Annotated in this window: 19 protein-coding genes; 12 read left to right on the forward strand and 7 right to left on the reverse strand. The window is 62.2% G+C overall.

Going from position 1 to position 20,435, the window contains the following annotated elements:
- Positions 1-9: 9 nt before the first annotated feature.
- The 6 genes from J3353_RS05090 to J3353_RS05115 all read right to left on the reverse strand — a co-directional run bounded on the left by J3353_RS05090 (position 10) and on the right by J3353_RS05115 (position 6,785).
- Positions 10-1,422 carry an NAD(P)/FAD-dependent oxidoreductase gene (locus tag J3353_RS05090; RefSeq protein WP_005928470.1) on the reverse strand — a complete coding sequence of 471 codons (1,413 nt, stop codon included), beginning with the start codon at positions 1,420-1,422 and terminating at the stop codon, positions 10-12.
- Between the two features lie 161 nt (positions 1,423-1,583).
- Positions 1,584-2,285 carry an HdeD family acid-resistance protein gene (locus J3353_RS05095; protein ID WP_005928467.1) on the reverse strand — a complete coding sequence of 234 codons (702 nt, stop codon included), beginning with the start codon at positions 2,283-2,285 and terminating at the stop codon, positions 1,584-1,586.
- A gap of 45 nt (positions 2,286-2,330) precedes the next feature.
- A complete protein-coding gene (locus tag J3353_RS05100) occupies positions 2,331-3,725 on the reverse strand; it encodes an MATE family efflux transporter (RefSeq protein ID WP_156070769.1) in 1,395 nt (464 codons plus the stop codon).
- Positions 3,726-3,869: 144 nt separating this feature from the next.
- Complete coding sequence (locus J3353_RS05105; protein ID WP_097769755.1) at positions 3,870-4,478, reverse strand: AAA family ATPase; 609 nt, start codon at positions 4,476-4,478, stop codon at positions 3,870-3,872.
- 57 nt (positions 4,479-4,535) lie between these two features.
- Complete coding sequence (locus tag J3353_RS05110; protein WP_156066346.1) at positions 4,536-5,909, reverse strand: hypothetical protein; 1,374 nt, start codon at positions 5,907-5,909, stop codon at positions 4,536-4,538.
- A 39-nt stretch (positions 5,910-5,948) separates the two neighbouring features.
- The gene (locus J3353_RS05115) at positions 5,949-6,785 is read right to left on the reverse strand and encodes a DUF624 domain-containing protein (protein ID WP_117534582.1); all 837 of its coding nucleotides are present in this window, start codon (positions 6,783-6,785) and stop codon (positions 5,949-5,951) included.
- Positions 6,786-6,980: 195 nt separating this feature from the next.
- On the opposite strand from J3353_RS05115, the gene J3353_RS05120 reads away from it, so the two are divergent.
- The 12 genes from J3353_RS05120 to J3353_RS05175 all read left to right on the forward strand — a co-directional run bounded on the left by J3353_RS05120 (position 6,981) and on the right by J3353_RS05175 (position 18,270).
- Positions 6,981-7,703, forward strand: a complete 723-nt coding sequence (locus J3353_RS05120) for a 1-acyl-sn-glycerol-3-phosphate acyltransferase (RefSeq protein ID WP_154276838.1) — start codon at positions 6,981-6,983, stop codon at positions 7,701-7,703.
- An 8-nt stretch (positions 7,704-7,711) separates the two neighbouring features.
- Positions 7,712-8,476, forward strand: a complete 765-nt coding sequence (locus tag J3353_RS05125; protein ID WP_156066348.1) for a hypothetical protein — start codon at positions 7,712-7,714, stop codon at positions 8,474-8,476.
- Between the two features lie 4 nt (positions 8,477-8,480).
- Entirely contained in the window at positions 8,481-8,642 is a 162-nt protein-coding gene (locus J3353_RS05130) for a hypothetical protein (RefSeq protein ID WP_181967289.1), read from the forward strand.
- A gap of 158 nt (positions 8,643-8,800) precedes the next feature.
- Complete coding sequence (locus tag J3353_RS05135; protein ID WP_207684333.1) at positions 8,801-9,871, forward strand: chorismate mutase; 1,071 nt, start codon at positions 8,801-8,803, stop codon at positions 9,869-9,871.
- A complete protein-coding gene (aroB, locus tag J3353_RS05140) occupies positions 9,868-10,911 on the forward strand; it encodes a 3-dehydroquinate synthase (protein ID WP_117505689.1) in 1,044 nt (347 codons plus the stop codon). Before J3353_RS05135 ends, aroB begins: the two co-directional genes overlap by 4 nt.
- A gap of 3 nt (positions 10,912-10,914) precedes the next feature.
- Positions 10,915-12,057, forward strand: a complete 1,143-nt coding sequence (gene aroC / locus J3353_RS05145; RefSeq protein WP_207684314.1) for a chorismate synthase — start codon at positions 10,915-10,917, stop codon at positions 12,055-12,057.
- Positions 12,058-13,320: a shikimate kinase gene (locus tag J3353_RS05150; protein ID WP_207684315.1), complete on the forward strand. Its 1,263-nt coding sequence runs from the start codon at positions 12,058-12,060 to the stop codon at positions 13,318-13,320.
- Positions 13,301-13,765: a type II 3-dehydroquinate dehydratase gene (locus tag J3353_RS05155; RefSeq protein ID WP_005928431.1), complete on the forward strand. Its 465-nt coding sequence runs from the start codon at positions 13,301-13,303 to the stop codon at positions 13,763-13,765. The genes J3353_RS05150 and J3353_RS05155 overlap by 20 nt, the downstream gene beginning before the upstream one ends.
- Before the next feature lie 121 nt (positions 13,766-13,886).
- Positions 13,887-14,903, forward strand: a complete 1,017-nt coding sequence (aroF, locus tag J3353_RS05160) for a 3-deoxy-7-phosphoheptulonate synthase (RefSeq protein WP_207684316.1) — start codon at positions 13,887-13,889, stop codon at positions 14,901-14,903.
- Positions 14,904-15,077: 174 nt separating this feature from the next.
- Positions 15,078-16,352: a 3-phosphoshikimate 1-carboxyvinyltransferase gene (aroA, locus tag J3353_RS05165; RefSeq protein ID WP_156062383.1), complete on the forward strand. Its 1,275-nt coding sequence runs from the start codon at positions 15,078-15,080 to the stop codon at positions 16,350-16,352.
- Complete coding sequence (locus J3353_RS05170; protein WP_156062382.1) at positions 16,342-17,202, forward strand: prephenate dehydrogenase; 861 nt, start codon at positions 16,342-16,344, stop codon at positions 17,200-17,202. Before aroA ends, J3353_RS05170 begins: the two co-directional genes overlap by 11 nt.
- A 105-nt stretch (positions 17,203-17,307) precedes the next feature.
- The gene (locus J3353_RS05175; protein ID WP_207684317.1) at positions 17,308-18,270 is read left to right on the forward strand and encodes a YafY family protein; all 963 of its coding nucleotides are present in this window, start codon (positions 17,308-17,310) and stop codon (positions 18,268-18,270) included.
- 37 nt (positions 18,271-18,307) lie between these two features.
- Here the strand turns inward: J3353_RS05175 and J3353_RS05180 are convergent, their stop codons facing one another.
- On the reverse strand, positions 18,308-20,347 hold the full coding sequence (locus J3353_RS05180; RefSeq protein ID WP_207684318.1) for an AAA family ATPase: 2,040 nt from the start codon (positions 20,345-20,347) through the stop codon (positions 18,308-18,310).
- Between the last annotated feature and the right edge of the window lie 88 nt (positions 20,348-20,435).

The following is a 20,435-nucleotide window of genomic DNA, read 5'->3' on the forward strand; positions in this document are numbered from 1 at the left end:
AAGATGCAATCAGCACCCTTCCTTTTCGGCCAGCTTCCGGCCCATGAGTACGCCCATGACGGAGGCCATCATCAGGCCGCGGGTCCAGCCGGAGGAGTCACCCAGGCAGTGCAGGCCCCGGATGTTGGTGTCGAGGTTCTCGTCCATCTTGACCTTGTTGGAGTAGAACTTCAGCTCGGGGCTGTAAAGCAGGGTCTCGTTGGCGGCAAAGCCGGGCACGACCATATCCAGCATCTTGATGAATTCGATGATGTTGGTCATGGCGCGGTAAGGCATGGCGGCGGTGATATCACCGGCCACGGCATCCTTCAGGGTGGGCTTGACGTTGGATTGTGCCAGCTCCTTGGGCCAGGTGCGCTTGCCGTCCAGAATGTCGCCGTAGCGCTGGACCAGGATGTGGCCCGCGCCCAGCATGTTGGTCAGCTCACCCACCTTCTGGGCGTAGGCGATGGGCTGGTTGAAGGGTTCGGTGAAGTTGTGGGAGACGAGGATGGCCAGGTTGGTGTTCTCGCTCTTCTTCTCCTTGAAGCTGTGGCCATTGACCACGGCCAGGTCGTTGTCGTAGTTCTCCTGAGCCACAAAGCCGCCGGGGTTCTGGCAGAAGGTGCGCACCTTGTTCTTCCAGGGCTTGGGGTAGCCGATGAGTTTGGACTCGTACAGCACCTTGTTCACCTTTTCCATGACCTCGTTGCGGCACTCCACGCGCACGCCGATGTCAACGGTGCCGGGCTTGTGGGCGATGTGGTGCTCGGCGCAGATCTTCTCCAGCCAGTCGGCACCGCGGCGGCCCGTGCCGATGACCACAGTATCGGCATAAACGGCATGGGCTTCCTCGTCCTTGGGTCCCTTGATGAACACGCCCTTGCACTCCTCGTTCTCCAGGATGATGTTCTCGCACTCGGTGCTGAACAGCATCTCCACGCCGTTGTCGGCCAGATAGTTCTGGATGGCCAGATACAGCTGCTGGGCCTTCTCAGTGCCCAGATGACGGATGGGGCAGTCCACCAGCTTCAGGCCGGCGTGGATGGCGTTCTTGCGGATCTCCTTGATGTCCTCGCCGGTGTAGATGCCCTCCACATGGGGGTCGGCACCGAACTCGAGGTAGATCTTATCGGTGTAATGGATGAGCTCCTGTGCGAACTCCTCGCCGATCAGGCTGGGCAGGTCGCCGCCCACCTCATAGGAGAGGCTCAGCTTGCCGTCCGAGAACGCGCCTGCACCGGAGAAGCCGGTGGTGATGGCGCAGGTGGGGCGGCAGTTGACGCAGTGGCCCAGCTCGGCCTTGGGGCAGTGGCGCTTTTCCACCGGCTTGCCCTTTTCCACCAACAGGATCTTTTTCTTGCTGCCGTGGCGCAGCAGCTCTACAGCGGTGAAGATGCCGGCCGGACCGGCACCCACAATGATCAGATCGTATTTTTCCATCTCTAGTTTTATCCTTTGCTATTAGTTACAAACTCCCTCAGTCGCCTGTCGGCGACAGCTCCCTCGGAGAGGAAGCCTTTTCTCGGAGGGAAGCTTTATGGGGGTGGCCAAAGCCTCCCTCATGGAGGGAGGTGGCATCGCGCAGCGATGACGGAGGGAGTTTAATCCTCTTCCTGCTCCACCTCAGCGCTCTCATCCACATGATCCAGCTCCACGGCGGAGGCTTCCACGTCGGCAGGGGCGATGTCCGGGGCGATCACGCCGTCACCGTTCAGGTCCTGACCGGTCAGGGATTCCAGCATGGACTGGGTCTCGGGGTGGAGCTTGGCAAAGCGGCGGATGGCCAGCACGGTGTACAGGGCACTGAGCAGGTTGATGGCACCCTCGATGATGAGGATGATGCCAATGGCCATGACCAGTGTCTCCATGGTGCCGAAGGGGTTCAGGATCATCACCACGCCCAGCACCACGCTGAGCACCGGCAGCAGCAGGAAGCCCTTCCAGCTGGGGTACTCACAGCGGCGCAGGTCCAGAGCGTTCTGGATGCGGCCCAGACTGTCGAAGATGACGAACAGGCCGAACACGATGGGCAGGATGCGCACCACGATGTCGCTGCGGAGGATCAGGAACGCGCCCAGGCCCAGGCAGATGATGCCCGAGATGAGGGTGAGCTGGCTCTGAAAGATGCCGCGCTCCACGGCAAAGTAGCGCACCAGCTGAACGGCGGCGCACACCAGCACCACGCCGCCCAGGGCGTAGCAGACCACGTTGAGGGCGGTGGAGGGCCGCATGAGCAGGAAGATGCCCAGCCCCAGGTAGAGCACGCTCATCAGGATCAGATTCCATTTCAACTTCTTTGCCATAAAAGGTCACGTTCCTTTCTTGTGCCGGACGGGTTCTGAAACAGTTTACTGTGCAGCGGCAGCGTTGTCGTACATGGGCTCGATGATCTTCTTGTCCAGGCGGGCAAAGAACACAAAGCTCAGGGTCACACTGACCAGCTCTGCAATGACGAAGGACCACCACACCATATTCACGTTGCCGGTCTTACTCAGCAGCCAGGCGGCGGGCAGCAGGACCACCAGCTGGCGGCAGACCGAGATGATCAGGCTGAACATGCCGTTGCCCAGCGCCTGGAAGGTGGAGGACAGGATGATGCTCATGCCGGCCAGCAGGAAGTGGAAGCAGATGATGCGCAGGGCAGGCTTGCCGATGGCCAGCATGGCCTCGCTGGCGGAGAACAGGCCCAGCAGCTTGTCGGGCAGGAACTGGAACAGCAGGAAGCCGACCAGCATGATGGCCTCGGCATAGAACATGGCGCACTTGATGGTCTTTTTGACGCGGTCGGGCTTGCGGGCACCGTAGTTGTAGCCGATGATGGGCACCATACCGTTGTTCATGCCGAAGATGGGCATGAACACGAAGCTCTGCAGCTTGAAGTAAACGCCGAACACGGCCACGGCGGTGGCGGTAAAGGCCATCAGGATCTGGTTCATCAGGAAGGTCATCACGCTGCCCACGCACTGCATGGCGATGCTGGGCAAGCCGACAACGTAGATCCGCTTGATGGCTTCGGCGCTGGGGCGGAAGCCATTGAAATCCAGCTGGATATCGGGGTTCTTGCGGAGGTTGAGGTAGAAGGAGACCCCTGCGCCGCAGAACTGGCCGATGACGGTGGCCAAAGCTGCACCGGTGGTGCCGGACAGAGCCTCGCCGCAGTAGCCAAAGATGAAGATGGGGTCAAGGATGATGTTGACGATGGCACCCACCAGCTGGCTGATCATGCTCAGGGTGGTGCGGCTGGTAGCGGCCAGCAGTTTCTCGTTCATCACCTGCATGAACATGCCCAGGCTGAGCACGCAGCAGATGGTCAGGTAGCGGATGCCCTGCTCGGCGATGTCGGCATCGGCGGTCTGGGCGTAGAAGTAGGGGCGCACAACGGTCAGGCCCAGCACCAGAAAGACCAGGTAGCTGCACAGTGCCAGGAACAGGCCGTTCTCGGCGGTCTTGTTGGCGCGGTACTGGTTCTTTTCGCCCAGGCTCTTGGAGAGCAGGGCGTTGACACCCACGCCGGTGCCGATGCCCACGGCGAACATCATGTTCTGCAGCGAAAAGGCCAGAGAGACGGCGGTCAGAGCGTTCTCACTGACACGGGCGACAAAGATCGAGTCCACCACGTTGTACAGTGCCTGCACCAGCATGGAGATCATCATCGGGATGCTGAGCTTGATCAGCAGCGGGTTGACATCCATGGTGCCCATGATGTTTTCGGATTCGGAAAGATTGAGCTGTTTGTTTTCCACGATTTCTCCTTTTGACGTTGAATGATAGACGAGGGTTTATGCTTGAACAGGAGGGCGATGCCGTTGCCCAAAACGTGGGCAGAGCACAAAAGCACCCTACCCACGAAGCAGCATTGTTTTTTGGGCCGTCCGGCCCGGCGGGGATCACTCGGCCATGGTCTTTTCCTTGGCGGCGACAGCGTCCAGGATCATCTTGACGCAGGTCTCGCGGCCCAGGGCGGCGTTGATGGCCAGATCATAGTTGTGGGCATCGCCCCAGCGGTTCTGGGTGTAGTAGTTGTAGTAGGCAGCACGGTTGCGGTCGGTCTTTTCGATCTCTTCCTTGATGCCCTTCTCGTCGTGTGCTTTGACCAACGGGTCGGTCTTGGCCAGCTCACGCCGCCATTCCACCGGTGCGTAGATGAACACGCGCAGCACATCCTTGCGCTCCCGCAGCACATAGTCACCGCAGCGGCCCAGAATGACGCAGGGGCCTTCCTCGGCCAGCTGTTTGATGATGCGGCTCTGCAGGATGAACACCTGATCACCCAGCGGGAGCTCGTTGCCCATGGTATACAGGCTGTACAGCAGGCTGTGGGTGCGGCGTTTTTCGCTGGCGGCTACGGCTTCCTCCGAGAGGCCGGAGTGCTTTGCGGCCATGGTGATCAGCTCCTTGTCGTAGAGCTTGATGCCCAGTGCGTTTGCAACATCCTCTGCGATGTAGTTGCCGCCGGTGCAGTACTCACGTCCAATGGTGATGATCGTTTTTGCCATAATGTGTTCCTCCCTATGTTGTGGTTTCTATCCCGAAAAGCGCTTTGCGCTGCCGGCTCAGAGGCCGGGCTGCACGGTGCTTGGGTCCTGTTGGGGTGCGGCAGGCTCTGCCGCGGGCTTGGGGGGCGCGGGGAGACGAACTTCCGCCACCCGCATCCGCCCGGTCTGGTCCACCGCGTACACGCTGCAGCGGCCGCCTGCGGCCAGCTGTTCGGGCGGGAAGAGCAGCCCGCCCTCGGGCGTGCGCTCCATCCGGCGGAAGGTGCGGTGGGCGGTGGTGGCGTGGGCCACGCCATCGTGGACGGCATAGGCCGCCCAGCCGGAAAAATCCTCCGGCAGCGGGTCCTGCTGGCCCCGCTGCTCAAAGAAATAGCTGCCATCCTCGGCGCGGGTCAGGTCGCACCGCACCCGGTTGGGCAGGTCGGCGGCCACTTCCCGCTGCTTGGGCCGCAGGGCAATGGCCCGGCCCGTGAAATATCGCATAAAATCCGTCAGCGCCATGGTGCAGTTCACGGCACCGTCGCTGTCGGCAGTGGGGTCGTTCAGCAGCACGAAATCCGCCAGAACGGCATCATCGTGCCCAAAGCCCCGCAGGCCCATCCAGACCCCCACGGGGTCCCGCTGGCCCCGGATGCGGCGCTCCACCCGGACTGCGATGGAGCAGTCATCGTGGATCTGGGCGCGCAGGTCGGCCAGATCCATCCAGGCCTGCCAGCAGGGGTAGCCGCAGCAGCCCGCCGCAGCAGCCGCAAAGGCGGCATTACCGGTGGAGCTGGTGGCTTTGTCCTCCATAGCGTAGGCCACTTCCTCAGGCAGGATATCCTCGCCGTAGCGGTTCATCAGGGCCGCCATCACAAGGGGCAGGTCCATCTCCCGGCCAAAGCTGGGGTCGTGGGCGCTCAGGCAGTATTCCGGCAGGTAGAGCCGCCGGTTCAGCGGGTGGCCGTTGTGCTTCTCCCAGGCAAGGGGGCGTGCGGCGGCGGCCAGCAGCCGGACAGCCGGAGTTGCCTTGTCATCGTTGGTGGAAAGATTCACCTGCAGCTGGATGCCGGTGCCGCCGCCCGGCGTGGCAACGGTGACGGTGTCCCCCATCAGGAACACCAGCCCGTCCTCGCTCTGGGCTTTGATGCTGCAGCGAGGGTAATCCGGTGCCCACTTGCCAAAGCTGAGCCAGCCGGTCCAGGTGTTCCCGGCATAGACCCGGCAGCGCACCTCGACCATGGTGTTGTGGGGGGCGCTGGCGTTCCAGCTGACATTCAGGTTGCAGAAGGCCGGCATGGCGAACTCCGGGGTGGTATAGCTGCCGTAGGGCAGGTAGCGGCCGGCGGAGGAATCCAGCACCACCGCGCCGCTTTCCAGCGCCACATTGTCCAGTGCGCCCCGGGAGAAGGTCTCGGTGCCGTGCAGCACCAGATTGTTCCGTTGTTCCATCCGCACTTCTCTCCTTTGCGCGCTGTGGACGGCGCAGTGTTATTCTTCGGGGGTGTCCTGGCCGCGCTCGGCGCGCAGCTCCTTTTCCAGCTGGGCATCGTGGAGCTTCTGGATGCTCTCCTCAATGTGGAACACCCGGTTCAGGTCGCCGTAGACGATCTGGCAGCAGATCTCGCACTGGAACCAGAAGCCGAACACCAGCATCAGCAGCAGGCCCAGCGGCATGCACAGGATCACCAGGCCCCAGAACAGGATGGTGACCAGCGCTGCGGCCAGCGCGTGGGGCAGGAACGCGATCATGCAGTTCAGGCTGTTTTTCAGCGTCAGGCGCAGGGGCTGATCCAGCAGCACGATCTGGGGCCACATGTAGGAAAACAGCATGTGGAACAGCACAAGGTTCAGCACCGTGGCCACCCACATGGGAACGCCCACGTTGGTGCCGTGGTACAGCATGTTGAAGCAGAAATAGACCAGGAAGATCTGCACTGTGACGACCACGCAGTACAGGATGCCGGGCAGGATGCTGGCCTTGAAGTTCTGCCGGAAGGCCCGGCGGTAAGTCGTCCACCAGTAACCGGCCTCGTCACGCAGGGCGCGCAGCACCGTATCATACATGCCGGCCAGCGCGGGGCCTGCAAGGATGCCGCCCGCAATGGCGCTGACGATCATCACGGTCAGGTTGTTCATCAGGAAGCCGATGTACACCAGGCAGATCACCGGCAGAAAGCCGATGCAGGTGAGCAGGTTTGCAAGGAACATGCCGCTCATATCGCGGCCCACCAGCTCAAAAAAGCGGCCTACGCCCGTTTTGCGGGGCGTGTCCTTTTCAACGCCCGGCCCGTCCTTGAAATCTTTAGAAGAAGGAAATAAACCCATTTGTTCCGGAATACCTCTCTTTTGTAATGGGCAGCAATGCCATTGTGCTACCTTTCTGCTTATAAATATACCCGGATTTTGTGGATTTTGCAAGCTAAAAAGCACGTATTTGTAAAAAAAGTGTGTTCTCTCCCATTTTGTCCCAAAGTATGTTACAATGATACTGGCCTTTTTGGCCGGAAGGAGGAAAGGAATTTGAGCATTTTACGCACCATTGCGTTATTCGTTTATCTGTTTGGCTATATGATCGTGCACTATGCCACCCTGCGCCGGGCCGAGCGTGCCCTGGCTGCCGGGGATCTGGACACGGTGGAGCAGATCGTCAAGGCCAACATCCCCCGTTGGAGCCGGGGCATCCTGCGTGTTACGGGGGCCCGGATGACGGTGGAAGGGCAGAAGAATATCCCGGCGGGGCCCTGCGTGTTCGTGGGCAACCACCGCAGCTACTATGATATCCCCATCCTGCTGACCGCGCTGGACGCGCCCCACGGCATTCTGGCAAAGGAGGAGCTGGAAAAGATCCCCCTGCTCAACCGCTGGATGAAGCTGCTGGGCTGTGTGTTCGTCAAGCGGGATGACATCCGCGCTTCCGTCAAGGCCCTGAACGATGCCACCGCCATCGTGGAGAGCGGCCGGAGCTTCGTCATCTTCCCCGAGGGCACCCGCTACAAGGGCGAAGAGGGCGGCGCGGGCGAGTTCAAGGCCGGTGCCTTCCGCATTGCCATCAAGACGGGGGTGCCCGTGGTGCCGGTGGCCATCTCCGGTGCGCGGGGCCTGTTTGAGGGCCACGGCCTGCGGGCCACGCCCGGCGATATCCGGGTGCGCATCCTGCCCGCCATCCAGACCGCAGGCATGAGCAAGGCGGAACAGAAGCAGCTGCCCGATGCCGTGCGCCAGACCATTCTGGCCCAACTGTAAGGAGAACTATGGCAAGCTATCGTTACGAGCGGGACATCGACCCCGCAGACCTTGCCCCGCGGGCGGAAAAACAGTATACCCGCAAAGAGCGCTGGGCCAACTGGTGGGATTATAACCTCAAGTGGGTCCTCCTGATCGGCATTGCAGCGGCCTTTGTGGCTTACAGCTTCATCGGGCAGTATTTCTTTACCACCAAGCCCGATTATAATGTGGCAGCGGTGGCCCCCTACTACCTGCCGGATGACACCGTGACCGCCCTGCAGGAGCAGCTGGCCCGGTACGGCGAGGACCTGAACGGCGACGGCAAAACGGTCGTGACCCTGAATGTCTACACGCTGGATTATTCTGCCGGGGATACCCAGACCGAGAGCGATGCCTACCTGACCATGGCGGGCACCACCAAGCTGGCCACAGATGTGGCGGGCGGCCTGAGTTCGGTGTTCCTGCTGTATGACCCGGCAGGCTTTCAGGAGAGCACCGGCTCCCTGCGGTATCTGGACGGCACCCTGCCCGAAGCCGGAAGCGACAGCGACTGGTGGAACATGGTCTACCGCTGGACGGACTGCCCGGTGCTGACCGGGCTGGACCTGGGCGAGTACCGCGCCGACACCACCCACGCCCAGGGCGGCGACAGCCAGACCTATCTTGCGGATTTCTACGTCGGGATGCGCGGAGCCTGGAACACCGGCACCGAGGAGAACCTTGCGGGAGGCGAGGAGCTCTGGCAGGCACTGACCGCCGGGGCAGTCTCCACCGTGGAAGCGGAGAGGTGAGCCGATGCGGTTTCGTATCCTGCGCCGGGAAAAAGGCGCGCCCCGCCGCCCGGCCCCCGCGCCGGAACCGCCTGCCGCGGCTGTTCCGCCCCGTGCCGCTGAGCTGGAAAACCCCTATGGGAGATACTATGGAACGGCGCGAAGCCGGGAAGATCTGAAACGCTGAAGAGGTGCTGCCACGGGCGGCACCTCTTCAATTCTATTCGCTTTTTACAGGTGCTAGTTGAAAAGTTGTCCACCCTGAAACCGTGCGCCCTTTGTTGTTTCCGTGTCCGAGTTATGGTATACTAATCCAGTATCACGAAATGCAAAGGATGTGGAATGATGGACGCACTGGAACAGGCCCGCCGGGAGATCGACACGGTGGATGCCCAGCTGGCTGCCCTGTTTGAGCGGCGGATGAAGGCGGTGCTCAGCGTGGCGGAATACAAAAAGGCCCACGGCCTGCCCATCTTTGATGCCGCCCGCGAAAAGGTGGTGCTGGACAAGGCCGAAGCGCGGATCGGGGACCCGGCCCTGCGCCCCTATTACCGGGACCATGTGCAGAACATGATGGACGTGGCCAAGCAGTACGAGGCCGAGGTGCTGGGCCGCAACCGCGCCGCCTATCAGGGCGTGGAAGGTGCTTTTGCCCACATCGCGCTCCGGGCGCTCTTTCCCCATGCCGAGGCCGTGAGCTGCCCCACCTGGGATGAGGTGTTCGATGCCGTGGAGAAGGGCGATGCCGCCCACGGCGTGGTGCCCTTTGAAAACAGCCACGCAGGCGATGTTTCCGCTGTGTTGGATCTGTGCTACAACCACCCGGATCTGTGGGTGGTGGATGTCTACGACCTGCCCATCTCCCAGAACCTGCTGGTGCTGCCCGGTACCCAGCTTTCCGACCTGACCCGTGTGTACAGCCACCAGCAGGCCATTGCCCAGAGCGAGACCTTCCTGAAGCAGTTCGGCCTGCCTGCCACGGCCATGCCCAACACGGCCATGGCGGCAAAGTTTGTGGCGGAGAGCGGCGACCGGACCAAGGCGGCCATTGCCAGCGTGGAAACGGCCGCCCTGTACGGGCTGGAGGTGCTGGTGCCCAGCATCAACACCGATGGCGACAACACCACCCGCTTCATCGTCCTCAGCCGCGAAAAGCCCACGGCGGGCAACCGGTTCTCCCTGCTGTTCACGCTGGACAACAAGCCCGGCAAGCTGGCCGAGGTCATTCAGGTCATCGGTGCCAGCGGCTACGATATGGAGTCCATCAAGAGCCGCCCGCTGCCCCACGTCCCCTTTGATTATTATTTTTATGTCGAGCTGGTGGGAGACCCCGCCGCCGAAAAGACCGCCGCGCTGCTGCGCGAGCTGAATCATGTCTGCCGCACGGTACGGCTGTTAGGAGTGTATACGAAATGAGCGATTTCATCGGGACAAAGCTCACCATGAATCTGGGCGAGCGCAGTTATGATATCATCCTGAAAAACGGTGCACTGGAAAATCTGTACCAGTTTGCCCGGCTGGACCGCAAGGTGGCCGTTGTCACCGACAGCGGCGTGCCTGCCGAGTATGCTCAGCGCGTGGCCGACCAGTGCCGGGAATCCACCATCATCACGGTGCCGCAGGGCGAGGCCAGCAAGAGCTTCAAGGTCCTGGAAACGGTGCTCCGGCAGATGCTGGAGTTCAACATGGGCCGCGGCGACTTGGTGGTGGCCGTGGGCGGCGGCGTGGTCGGTGATCTGGCCGGATTTGCCGCTGCCATCTACATGCGGGGCATCGATTTTATCAACTGCCCCACCACCACCCTTTCCATGATCGATTCCTCCATCGGCGGCAAGACCGCTGTGGATCTGGGCGATACCAAAAACATCGTGGGCGCGTTCTGGCAGCCCAAGCTGGTCATCGTGGACCCGGCCACCCTTTCCACCCTGCCCCGCCGCCACTACATCAACGGCCTGGCGGAGGCGGTCAAGGCGGGCCTGCTGGCGGACCCTGAGCTGTTTGCCATCTTTGAAAAAGGCGATATCGATACCCAGATCAGCGAGATCATCTACCGCAGCCTGCGGTTCAAGAAGAACGTTGTGGAGCAGGATGAGACCGAGCGTGGGATGCGCAAGGCCCTGAACTTCGGCCACACCATCGGCCACGGCATCGAGGCTGTCAAGGGCATCAAGGGCCGCCGCACCGTGGGCCTGTTCCATGGCGAGTGCGTGGCGCTGGGGATGCTGCCCATGATCGAATCCAAGGCGCTGCAGAAGCGGGTGCGGGCGGTCTACCGCCGCATCGGCCTGCCCACCCGCACCACCTATAACAAGGAAAAGGTGCTGGCCGAGATGCTGCACGATAAAAAGGCCCAGGGCGGCCAGATCACGGTGATCAAGGTGCCGGGTCTGGGCTGCTGGCGGGCCGAGACCATCCCCGTGGAGGGCCTGCGCCCCCTGCTGGGTGTGGAGGAGTAAGCCATGAAAAACACCTTTGGCAGCGACCTTTCGCTGACCATTTTTGGCGAGAGCCACGGCAGGGCTGTCGGTGCGGTGCTGGACGGCATGGCGGCGGGCGTGCCTGTGGACGAAGCCTTTCTTGCTGCCTGCATGGATAAGCGCCGTGCCCGGGGCGACGGCCTTTCCACCCCCCGTGTGGAGGGGGATGCGGTGCAGTTTTTATCCGGCGTGGTCAACAGCCGCACCACCGGCACCGCCATTGCCCTGATGATCGAAAACCAGAACACCCGCAGCGGCGACTATGCCAAAACGGCTGACCTGCTGCGGCCCGGCCATGCGGATTACACGGCCTACGCCAAGTACCACGGCTATCAGGATGCCCGGGGCGGCGGCCACTTTTCGGGCCGCGTCACCGCCGCGCTGGTGGCGGGCGGCGCTCTGGTGCTGGGAGCCCTGAACCGGGCCGGAATCGAGATCGTGACTCACATCGGGCGGTGTGCCGGGATCAGTGATGCCCCCTTTGCGCTGGATGATCCCGCCGCGCTGGCGGCGCAGGCCGAGGAACTGCTGAACAAGTCCGAGGGCTTTGCCCTGCTGGACGGCAGTGTGGAGGAACCCATGAAAGCTGCCATCCGTGCCGCCGGTGCCGAGGGCGACAGTGTGGGCGGCGTGCTGGAGACCGCCATTCTGGGCCTGCCCGCAGGCGTGGGTGAACCCTATTTCGACAGCGTGGAGAGCAAGCTCGCTCACCTGGCCTTCTCCATCCCGGCGGTCAAGGGCATCGAGTTCGGTTCCGGCTTCGGCTTTGCGGACCAGAAGGGCTCGGAGGCCAACGATGCCTTCCGGATGCAGGGGGAGCGCATCGTCACCGCCACCAACCACAATGCGGGCCTGAACGGCGGCATCTCCAACGGAATGCCCGTGGTGTTCCGCACGGCGGTCAAGCCTACCCCCAGCATCTACAAAACGCAGGACACGGTGGATTATATCGCAAAGAAGGACGCGGAGCTGTCCATTCAGGGCCGCCACGACCCCTGCATCGTGCCCCGGGCCGCCATTGTGCAGACCTGCGCCGCCGCGCTGGCCGTGGGCGACCTGCTCACCGCAAAATACGGCATGGCCTGGATGGAGGACCCCACCGGCTACCGCAAGGAGGTGCTGTAAATGGAATACGGACTCATCGGCGGGCGGCTGGGCCACTCCTACTCCAAGGTCATCCACGAGATGCTCTGCGGCTACCGGTACGACCTGTGCCCCCTGCCCACGGAAGAGGAAGTCCGGGCCTTTCTGACCCGGCGGCAGTTCAGGGCCATCAATGTCACCATCCCCTATAAGCTGGTGGTCATGGAGTACTGCTCCTACATCGACCCCCACGCCAAGGCCATCAACGCCGTGAACACCATCGTCAACAGGAACGGCCTGCTCTACGGCTACAACACCGATTACCCCGGCTTCTCCTATCTGTGCGATGCACACGGGGTGGAGTTCAAGGACAGGACTGTGCTCATTCTGGGCACCGGCGGCACCCACAACACCACATGGGCCGTGGCCCATGACCGGGGCGCGAAACAGATCTATACCGTCAGCCGCCATCCAGACCCCGAAAAGGGAGAGCTGACTTATGCTCAGGCCCTGACCACCGGGGCGCAGATCATCATCAACACCACGCCGGTGGGCATGTACCCCAATGTGGGCGTGAGCGCCCTGGATATCACCTCCATGCCCGGGCTGGAAGCCGTGATCGATGTCATCTATAATCCCGATAAGACCGAGCTCATCCTCCGGGCCGAGGAGCTGGGGGTGCCCGTTGCCGTCGGTGGCCTGGAAATGCTGGTGGCGCAGGCAGTGTACGCGGCAGAATTTTTCCTCGACCGCAAGTTTGAGGATGCCGGTGCCGAGATCGCCCGTGTGACCAGCGAACTGCGGCGGGAACAGCTGAACATTGCCCTCATCGGGATGCCCTCCTCGGGCAAATCCACCCTGGGCCGCGCTCTGGCGGAACGGCTGGGCAAGCGGTTCGTGGATCTGGACGAGGAGATCGTCAAGGCCGACGGCCGGAGCATCCCGGACATCTTTGCCGCTGAGGGGGAGGCAGGCTTCCGGAAGCTGGAGGCCGCGCAGACCGCCCGCTTTGCCAGGGAGAACCGGCAGGTCATCTCCTGCGGCGGCGGCGTGATCAAAGACCCGGCAAACCTCCGGGCGCTCCACGCCAACGGCATCGTGCTCTTTATCGACCGGCCGCTGGAAGATCTGCTGGTGGGCGGCGGAAGGCCCCTTTCCACCAGCCCTGAGGCCCTGAAAACCATGGAAGCCCAGCGCCGTCCGCTCTATCTGGCGGTAGCGGATGCTGTGATCCCCAACAAGACCACCCCTGCGGATGCCGTGACGGCGGCAATGGAGGCGCTGGATGAAATTTTTAGTCATTAACGGTCCCAACCTCAACCTGACCCAGTTCACGGAGCCGGGCATGGAGGGGCAGATCGATTTCAATACACTGCTGGATTATATCGAGGCGGGCTGTGCCCAGATGGATGTTCAGGTGGACTTTTTTCAGTCCAACCACGAGGGTGACCTCATCGATGAGATCCAGTCGGCGGCAGGCCGGGCCGATGGCATCATCCTCAACCCGGGCGGCTACGCTTATTACAGCGTGGCCATTCTGGAAGCGCTGCAGGTGTGCGGCGTGCCCGCCGTGGAAGTGATGCTGGCCGACCCCAGCGGCAAGGAGCCCTTCCGCAGCGTGGATGTGGTCTCCTTTGGCTGTCAGGGCCGCTTTGCAGGCGAGGGGGTCAGCGGATATCTCCATGCCTGCGCCTACCTTGTGCAGCTGCTCCGGCTGGATGGCGGCGCGCAGACGCACCTGGTGCAGTAACAACCCTCTCAGTCTCGCATTCGCTCGCCAGCTCCCCCGAAGGGGGAGCCCTTGGCAAGTAGGGCAGGCTGTGCAGCAAAACGGAAAGCATAGAGACAAAACAGAAGGGAAAAGAAACAAGATGATCATTTCGACCAAAAAAGGCACCCCCAAGGAAGAGCTGGAAAAGATCGTAGACAAATTCGAGAAGCAGGGCCTGGATGTGACCCTGATCACCGGCAAGGATTACAATGTGTTCGGTCTGGTGGGCGATACCACCAAGATCGATGAGCGTGACGTGCTGGCCAACCCCTGGATCGACAACGTCACCCGCGTGTCCGCTCCCTATAAGCGAGCCAACCGCCTGTTCCACCCCGCCGATTCCATCATCGACTGCGGCGGCGTGAAGATCGGCAGGGGCGAGAAGATCGCCGTGATGGCAGGCCCCTGCAGCATCGAGGGGGAAGAGCAGGCACTGCGCATTGCCAACGGCGTAAAGGCGGGCGGTGCAAGCCTGTTCCGCGGCGGCGCTTATAAGCCCCGCACCTCTCCCTACTCCTTCCAGGGTCTGGAGACCGAGGGCATCCTCGATATGGTCAAGGCACGGGAGGCCACCGGAATGCCCATCGTGTCCGAGCTGATGAGCGAGGACCGGATCCCGGAGTTTGAGGAATATGTGGACGTGGTACAGATCGGTGCCCGCAACATGCAGAATTTCCAGCTGCTCAAGGCCGTGGGTAAGATGCACAAGCCTGTTCTGCTCAAGCGCGGCCTGTGCAACACCATCGAGGAGTGGATCATGTCCGCAGAGTATATCATGGCCGGCGGCAACGAGCAGGTCATTCTCTGCGAGCGGGGCATCCGCACCTTTGAGAAGTACACCCGCAACACCCTCGACCTCTCTGCTGTGCCCATCATCCACGAAAAGACCCATCTGCCCATCATCGTGGACCCCAGCCACGCCACCGGCAAGGCCAATCTGGTTGAGCCGATGATGATCGCCGCTGTGGCCGCCGGTGCCGACGGTCTGGAGGTGGAAGTCCACTATGATCCCCGCCACGCATGGAGCGATGGCGCACAGTGCCTGACCCCGGATGCCTTTGCACAGGCTATGGCAAAGTGCCGTCAGGTCGCAGGGGCCATTGGCCGGGATATGTAACACGATGAACGGCCTCACCCTCTCAGTCAAAGCCTGACGGCTTTGCCAGCTCTCCCAAAGGGAGAGCCTCTGGCGAAACCACAGACCTTGCGGTGGACTGCCAAGGCCTCGCCCTTTGGGAGAGGTGGCAGCGCAAAGCGCTGACGGAGAGGGCGAGCCAGGTAAAGTAACACGATGAACATTACGATAAAATCAAGCCGGACGGTGGGCGGCAACATCGCCGCGCCGCCCAGCAAAAGCATGGCTCACCGGGCGGTGCTCTGCGCGGCGCTGGCAAAGGGAACCTCCCATCTCCATCATCTTGCTTTCAGCAAGGATATCTCCGCCACGCTGGGTGCGGCGGCCCGGCTGTGCGCCCGTGTCACCACCGGGGAAAACGACGCGGTGGTGGAGGGGCTGGGCCGCTTTCTGCCGGTTGATGCCCCCGTGGACTGCTGTGAGAGCGGCAGCACCCTGCGCTTCCTCATCCCGCTGGCCAGCCTGACCGGGCAGGAAGTGACTTTTACAGGCCGTGGGCGGCTGATGGAGCGGCCCCAGTCGGTCTACAAAACGCTGTATCAGCAGCAGGGCCTGCGTTTTGAGCAGGGCGCGGACCGCCTGACTGTGGAAGGTGCCCTGACCCCGGGCGGATACGAGCTGGCGGGCAACGTGTCCAGCCAGTTCATCAGCGGGCTGCTGTTTGCCCTGCCCCTGCTGGGCGGCACCAGCACCCTGCACCTCATCCCGCCTGTGGAGAGCCGGAGCTACATCGATATGACCCGCGCGGTGCAGCACGCCTTTGGCGTGGAGAGCCGCTGGCTGGATGAAAACACGCTGGAAATTCCCGGCGGGCAGCACTATCTTCCCGGTGATCACACCGTGGAGGGCGATTACAGCCAGGCGGCCTTTCCTGCCGTGCTGGGCGCTGTGACCGGCGGTGTGGCCATCACCGGCCTGTCTGAGGAGACCTTGCAGGGCGATGCCGCCATTCTGGAGATCCTCCGGCGGTGCGGTGCAAGATTCACCCGCACCGGGCAGGGCGTGGTGTTTGAAAAGGCCCCGCTCCACGGAACGGACATCGACCTTGCCGACTGCCCCGACCTGGGCCCCGTGCTGATGGTGCTGGGCCTGCTGTGTGAGGGCACCACAGTCATCCGCAACGCCGAACGTCTCCGCATCAAGGAGAGTGACCGCATCGAGGCCATGGAGACCGAGCTGCGGGCCTGCGGCGGGCAGCTGGAGAGCGAGGGCGGCACCATTACCATCCATGGCTGTGCCGGCGCGCTCCATGCCCCGGAGCAGCCGCTTTCCGGCCACAACGACCACCGCGTGGTGATGAGCCTTGCGGTGCTGGCGCTGGCCGCCGGGCTGGCCCTGCCCATCAGCGGAGCCGAGGCCGTTGCCAAGAGCTGGCCGGATTTTCTGGAAGCCATCAAGCCTTTGGGCGCGGAGGTGGAACATGTTGGATAAATCAAAGCGTTATCTCATTGTGGGCCTGGGCCTGCTGGGCGGCAAGTACGCCTTGGAGCTGAGCAGGGCCGGGTTCCATGTGGACGGCATCAACCGCAGCGAGGGCCATCTGCAGTATGCCCTCGACCACGGCTATATCACCAGCGGCAAGACCCACGATTTTGAGGATCTGGTGTGTCAGGCCGACCATATCATCTTTGGCTTGTACCCCACGGCCCTGATCGAGTGGTTCCGGACCTACGGCAACCTGCTGAAGGAGGGTTGCATCTTTACCGATGTGTCGGGTGTAAAGACCGGTCTGGTGGAGCCCATTCAGGCTATGTGCAGGCCGGGTGTGGAGTTCATTGCCAGCCACCCCATGGCGGGCCGTGAGACCTCCAGCGTGGAGCACGCCGCCGAGGTGAATTTTGCCCCGGCCAACTTCATCGTGACTCCCACAGAAAAGAACACCCCGGAGGCCGTTCAGTGGGCCAGGGAGCTGGCCGAGGTGCTGGGCTTCAAGCATATCTGCACCCTGACCGTGCAGGAGCATGACAGGATGATCGGCTATGTCAGCCAGCTCTGCCATGCTATCGCCGTCAGCCTGATGTGCGCCAACGACAATACCTCGCTGTGCGAGTACACCGGAGATTCTTTCCGGGACCTGACCCGCATTGCACGCATCAACGATAAGATGTGGGCGGAGCTGTTCCTCTGGAACAAAGAAAACCTCATCTCCGAGATCGACCAGTTCAGCGGGGCGCTGAACGAGATGCGCAACGCCCTTGTGGCCGATGACCGGGAAAAGCTGGAGGAGATGTTCCGCCTGTCCACCCAGCGCCGCGCGGCGTTTGATAAGAAAGCGCCGTAACCTTTTCAGCACACAGCACTGCTGTTTCTCCTGGCTCCCCTGCTGGGGAGAGCTGGAAGCGAGACTGAGAGGCTTGGCACAACACGAAAAAATGAGGTGTACCGAATGCCCAAACAGGAAGGCCAGAAATCCAAGCTGCTGGCGCTATTGCGCATTTTTGAGCAGCAGACCGATGAAAACCACCTGCTGAACGTGCCGCAGCTGGTGGAGCTGCTGGAGGCGCAGGGCATCCGCTGTGAGCGCAAGAGCGTGTACAGCGATATTGAGGCACTGGGTGCGCTGGGCTATGATATCAAGCTGCGCCGGGGCCGGGGCGGCGGGTATTTCCTTGCCAGCCGCACCTTTGATCTGGCGGAGCTCAAGCTGCTGGTGGATGCCGTGCAGGCAAGCCGGGTGGTATCCGGCACCACGAGCAGGCGGCTGATCCACAAGCTGGAAAAGCTCTGCTCCAACTACGAGGGCAGCCAGCTGCAGCGTCAGGTCTATGTGGAGGGCCGTCCCAAGACCGACAGCAAGAGCCTGCTGTACAGCATCGATGCCCTGCACGAGGCCATCAACAACGGTAAAATGGTGGAGTTCCTCTACAGAAAAGCCGACAGCCGCGAGAAAGAGAAAAGGACCGTCAGCCCGTGGCAGTTGGCCTGGGAGAACGGGTGTTACTACCTCATTGCCTTTGCCGATGAAAAGGGCATCCGCCATTACCGGGTGGACAAGATGAGCGGGGTCCGGGTGCTGGATGCGCCCCGGCGGGGTCAGGAGCAGTTTGCGGATCTTGACCTGCCTGCCTATCTGCGCAAGCACTTTGGAATGTACGGCGGGCCGGAGCATCGCGTTACCCTGCAGTGCACCGCGGATCTGGAAGGTGCCATGCGGGAGCGCTTTGGCGCAACGCCCGTGTTCCTGCCCGAGGAGAATGGCTGCTTCCATTTCGATGTCCCCATCTGCGTCAGTGACCAGTTCTATGGCTGGGTCTGCGGCTTTGGCGGCAAGATAGAAGTGGTTGCCCCGCCCGAAGTGCGGCAGGGAATGCGGGAGATGACCGCCCGGCTGGCAGAACAGCATCAATAACAAAAAAGGACTGCGAAAGCAGTCCTTTTTTGCGTGTTTACGGTTCTTTCAATTCCAGATCACTGGGCAGGATCAGATCCAGGGCAGCGGCGGGCTCGGCCACAAGGCGGCGGCTCTGGTGGAAGATGGCCTTTTCCAGTGTGTTCCGGGCAAGGCGGCCATTGCCGGCGGTGCGGGCATCGGCTGTCTGCCAGCGGGCATAATAGCCCAGCAGGGGTTCGGTACAGGCTTCGGCCAGGGTGTAGCCCTTGTTTTTGGCAAGGACCTGGGTGATCTGCAGCAGCTCCACGGCGGTGTAGTCCGGGAACTCGATCCGGTTGGGAAAACGGCTGGCAAGGCCGCTGTTGGCGGTGAGGAAGGTCTCCATCTCCCTGGTGTAACCTGCCAGAATGACCACCAGCTCATCCCGATGATCCTCCATCCCCTTCACCAGCGTGTCGATGGCTTCCAGCCCGAAGCTGTCCTGTTCGCCGCGGTAAAGGCTGTATGCCTCGTCAATGAAGAGCACGCCGCCCAGGGCGCTCTCGATGACGCTGTTGGTCAGGGGGGCGGTGTGGCCGGTGTAGCGGCCCACCAGATCGGCACGGGTCACCTCCACCAACTGGCCGCCCTTGAGGGCACCGATGGCTTTCAGGTATTTCGCCACCAGCCGGGCAATGGTGGTCTTGCCGGTGCCGGGGTTTCCGGTGAAGATCATGTGCATCGAAAGGCTGGCAGTCTTGAGCCCGGCGGCGGCCCGGCGCTGCTGCACCTGCAGGTTGTCGGCCAGACCGAACACATATTCCTTGACCGGGGCAAGGCCCACCAGCTCGTTGATCTCGGCGCGGATGGCATCCAGCGCACCGGTGTAGGCGGCGGGCAGCAGGTCGAACAGGGGCTGGTCTGCGTCGTCGTTCAGGCGGAACAGCACCCCTTCCGGCCCGGCGGTCAGGGTCACGGTGCCGGTAAGGGTTTCATCGGTCCGCAGGCAGTATTCGCTCAGGGCGCGGAAGATGCGGTCAGTGCACGCGGAAAGGCCTGCCGCACCCTTCTGTGCGGTGCACTGAGCTGCGACATAGTCCCGCACGTCGGCCCCGGCGGAAAGGGTCAGCCCCAGCCGGGTGCGGATCTTCTGGGCCAGCCCGTTGAGCTGCTGTGCGGCAAGGGCGGCCAGATCCTCCCGGGTGTAGGAGGCCGTCTCGCAGACATCCCCCAGTGCCGACACCAGCGCCGCACCGAATTTGTCAGCCAGTGCCTCCCGGCCCTTGTGGGAGTAGAAGATGAGGTATTTGCCGCAGGGGTCGATACGGCTGACGGCTCCCGGGGCCAGCGCCGTGCCTGCATCCACAAGGATGCCCTCTTTGTTCACGAGATACCGGCTGGACAGGGGGGCGCTGCCCTTGACGGCCAGATCAGACAGGGTCTTCAGAAAGCCGGGATAACAGCTCTCGTAGTGCTCAAAGGCAAGGATCTCCCCGGGTGCGTGCAGGGCGGCGTAGAGGTCCTGCAGGAAGAGCTTCTCGGCTCCGGAATTGGGGTAAAGGGCCAGATCCAGCGTGGCGATCCTGTCGCTCTGCAAAAGACCCCGGGCCGCCATGCAGCGGGCGGTTTCTTCCAGTGCAAAATGCCTGCCTGTGCCTGCCCCGCCTGTGAGCAGAATGACGTTGCGGGCAGCGGGGGCTTCGGTGCCAAGCACAAAGGGGCGGCGCATGGCCCGCACCACGCTGTCCACAAAAGCATCCTGCCCCAGCACCGTCTGCTTGACCTCGGCGGCAAGGCCTTCAAAGCTGCCCAGGTGCTCCGGCTTCACGTCGGTGGTGCCCCTGGCCAGCAGGCCTTCGTCCTCCATGTCCCGCAGCATCTGGCGGCTGCTTTCCAGCGCGGCGGCGGTGGCATCGCTCTGGGTCCTGAGCTGGGCGTTCTGCTGCTTCAACAGCTCGTCCAGCCGTTTCTGCTGTTCCAGAAGCGCCGCGTTCAGGTCAGGCAGGGCGGCGCTGCCGCCTGTTTTGGGTGCAGAAGTGCCGGGGGCGGCCTTGAATCTGCCCCCCGGGCCGAACACGCCGTTCATCAGACTTTCCCAATCATCGGTGTATGCCATAAAACTTCCCTCCGTGCAGTGCTTTTTCTTTCAGTATAGTGGAGTCTGGTACGTTTTGCAAGGAAAGGGTTGAAATAAAGGACAAAGT

The organism is Faecalibacterium sp. Marseille-Q4137 (genome assembly GCF_017377535.1).
Classification (GTDB): Bacteria; Bacillota; Clostridia; order Oscillospirales; family Ruminococcaceae; genus Faecalibacterium; species Faecalibacterium duncaniae.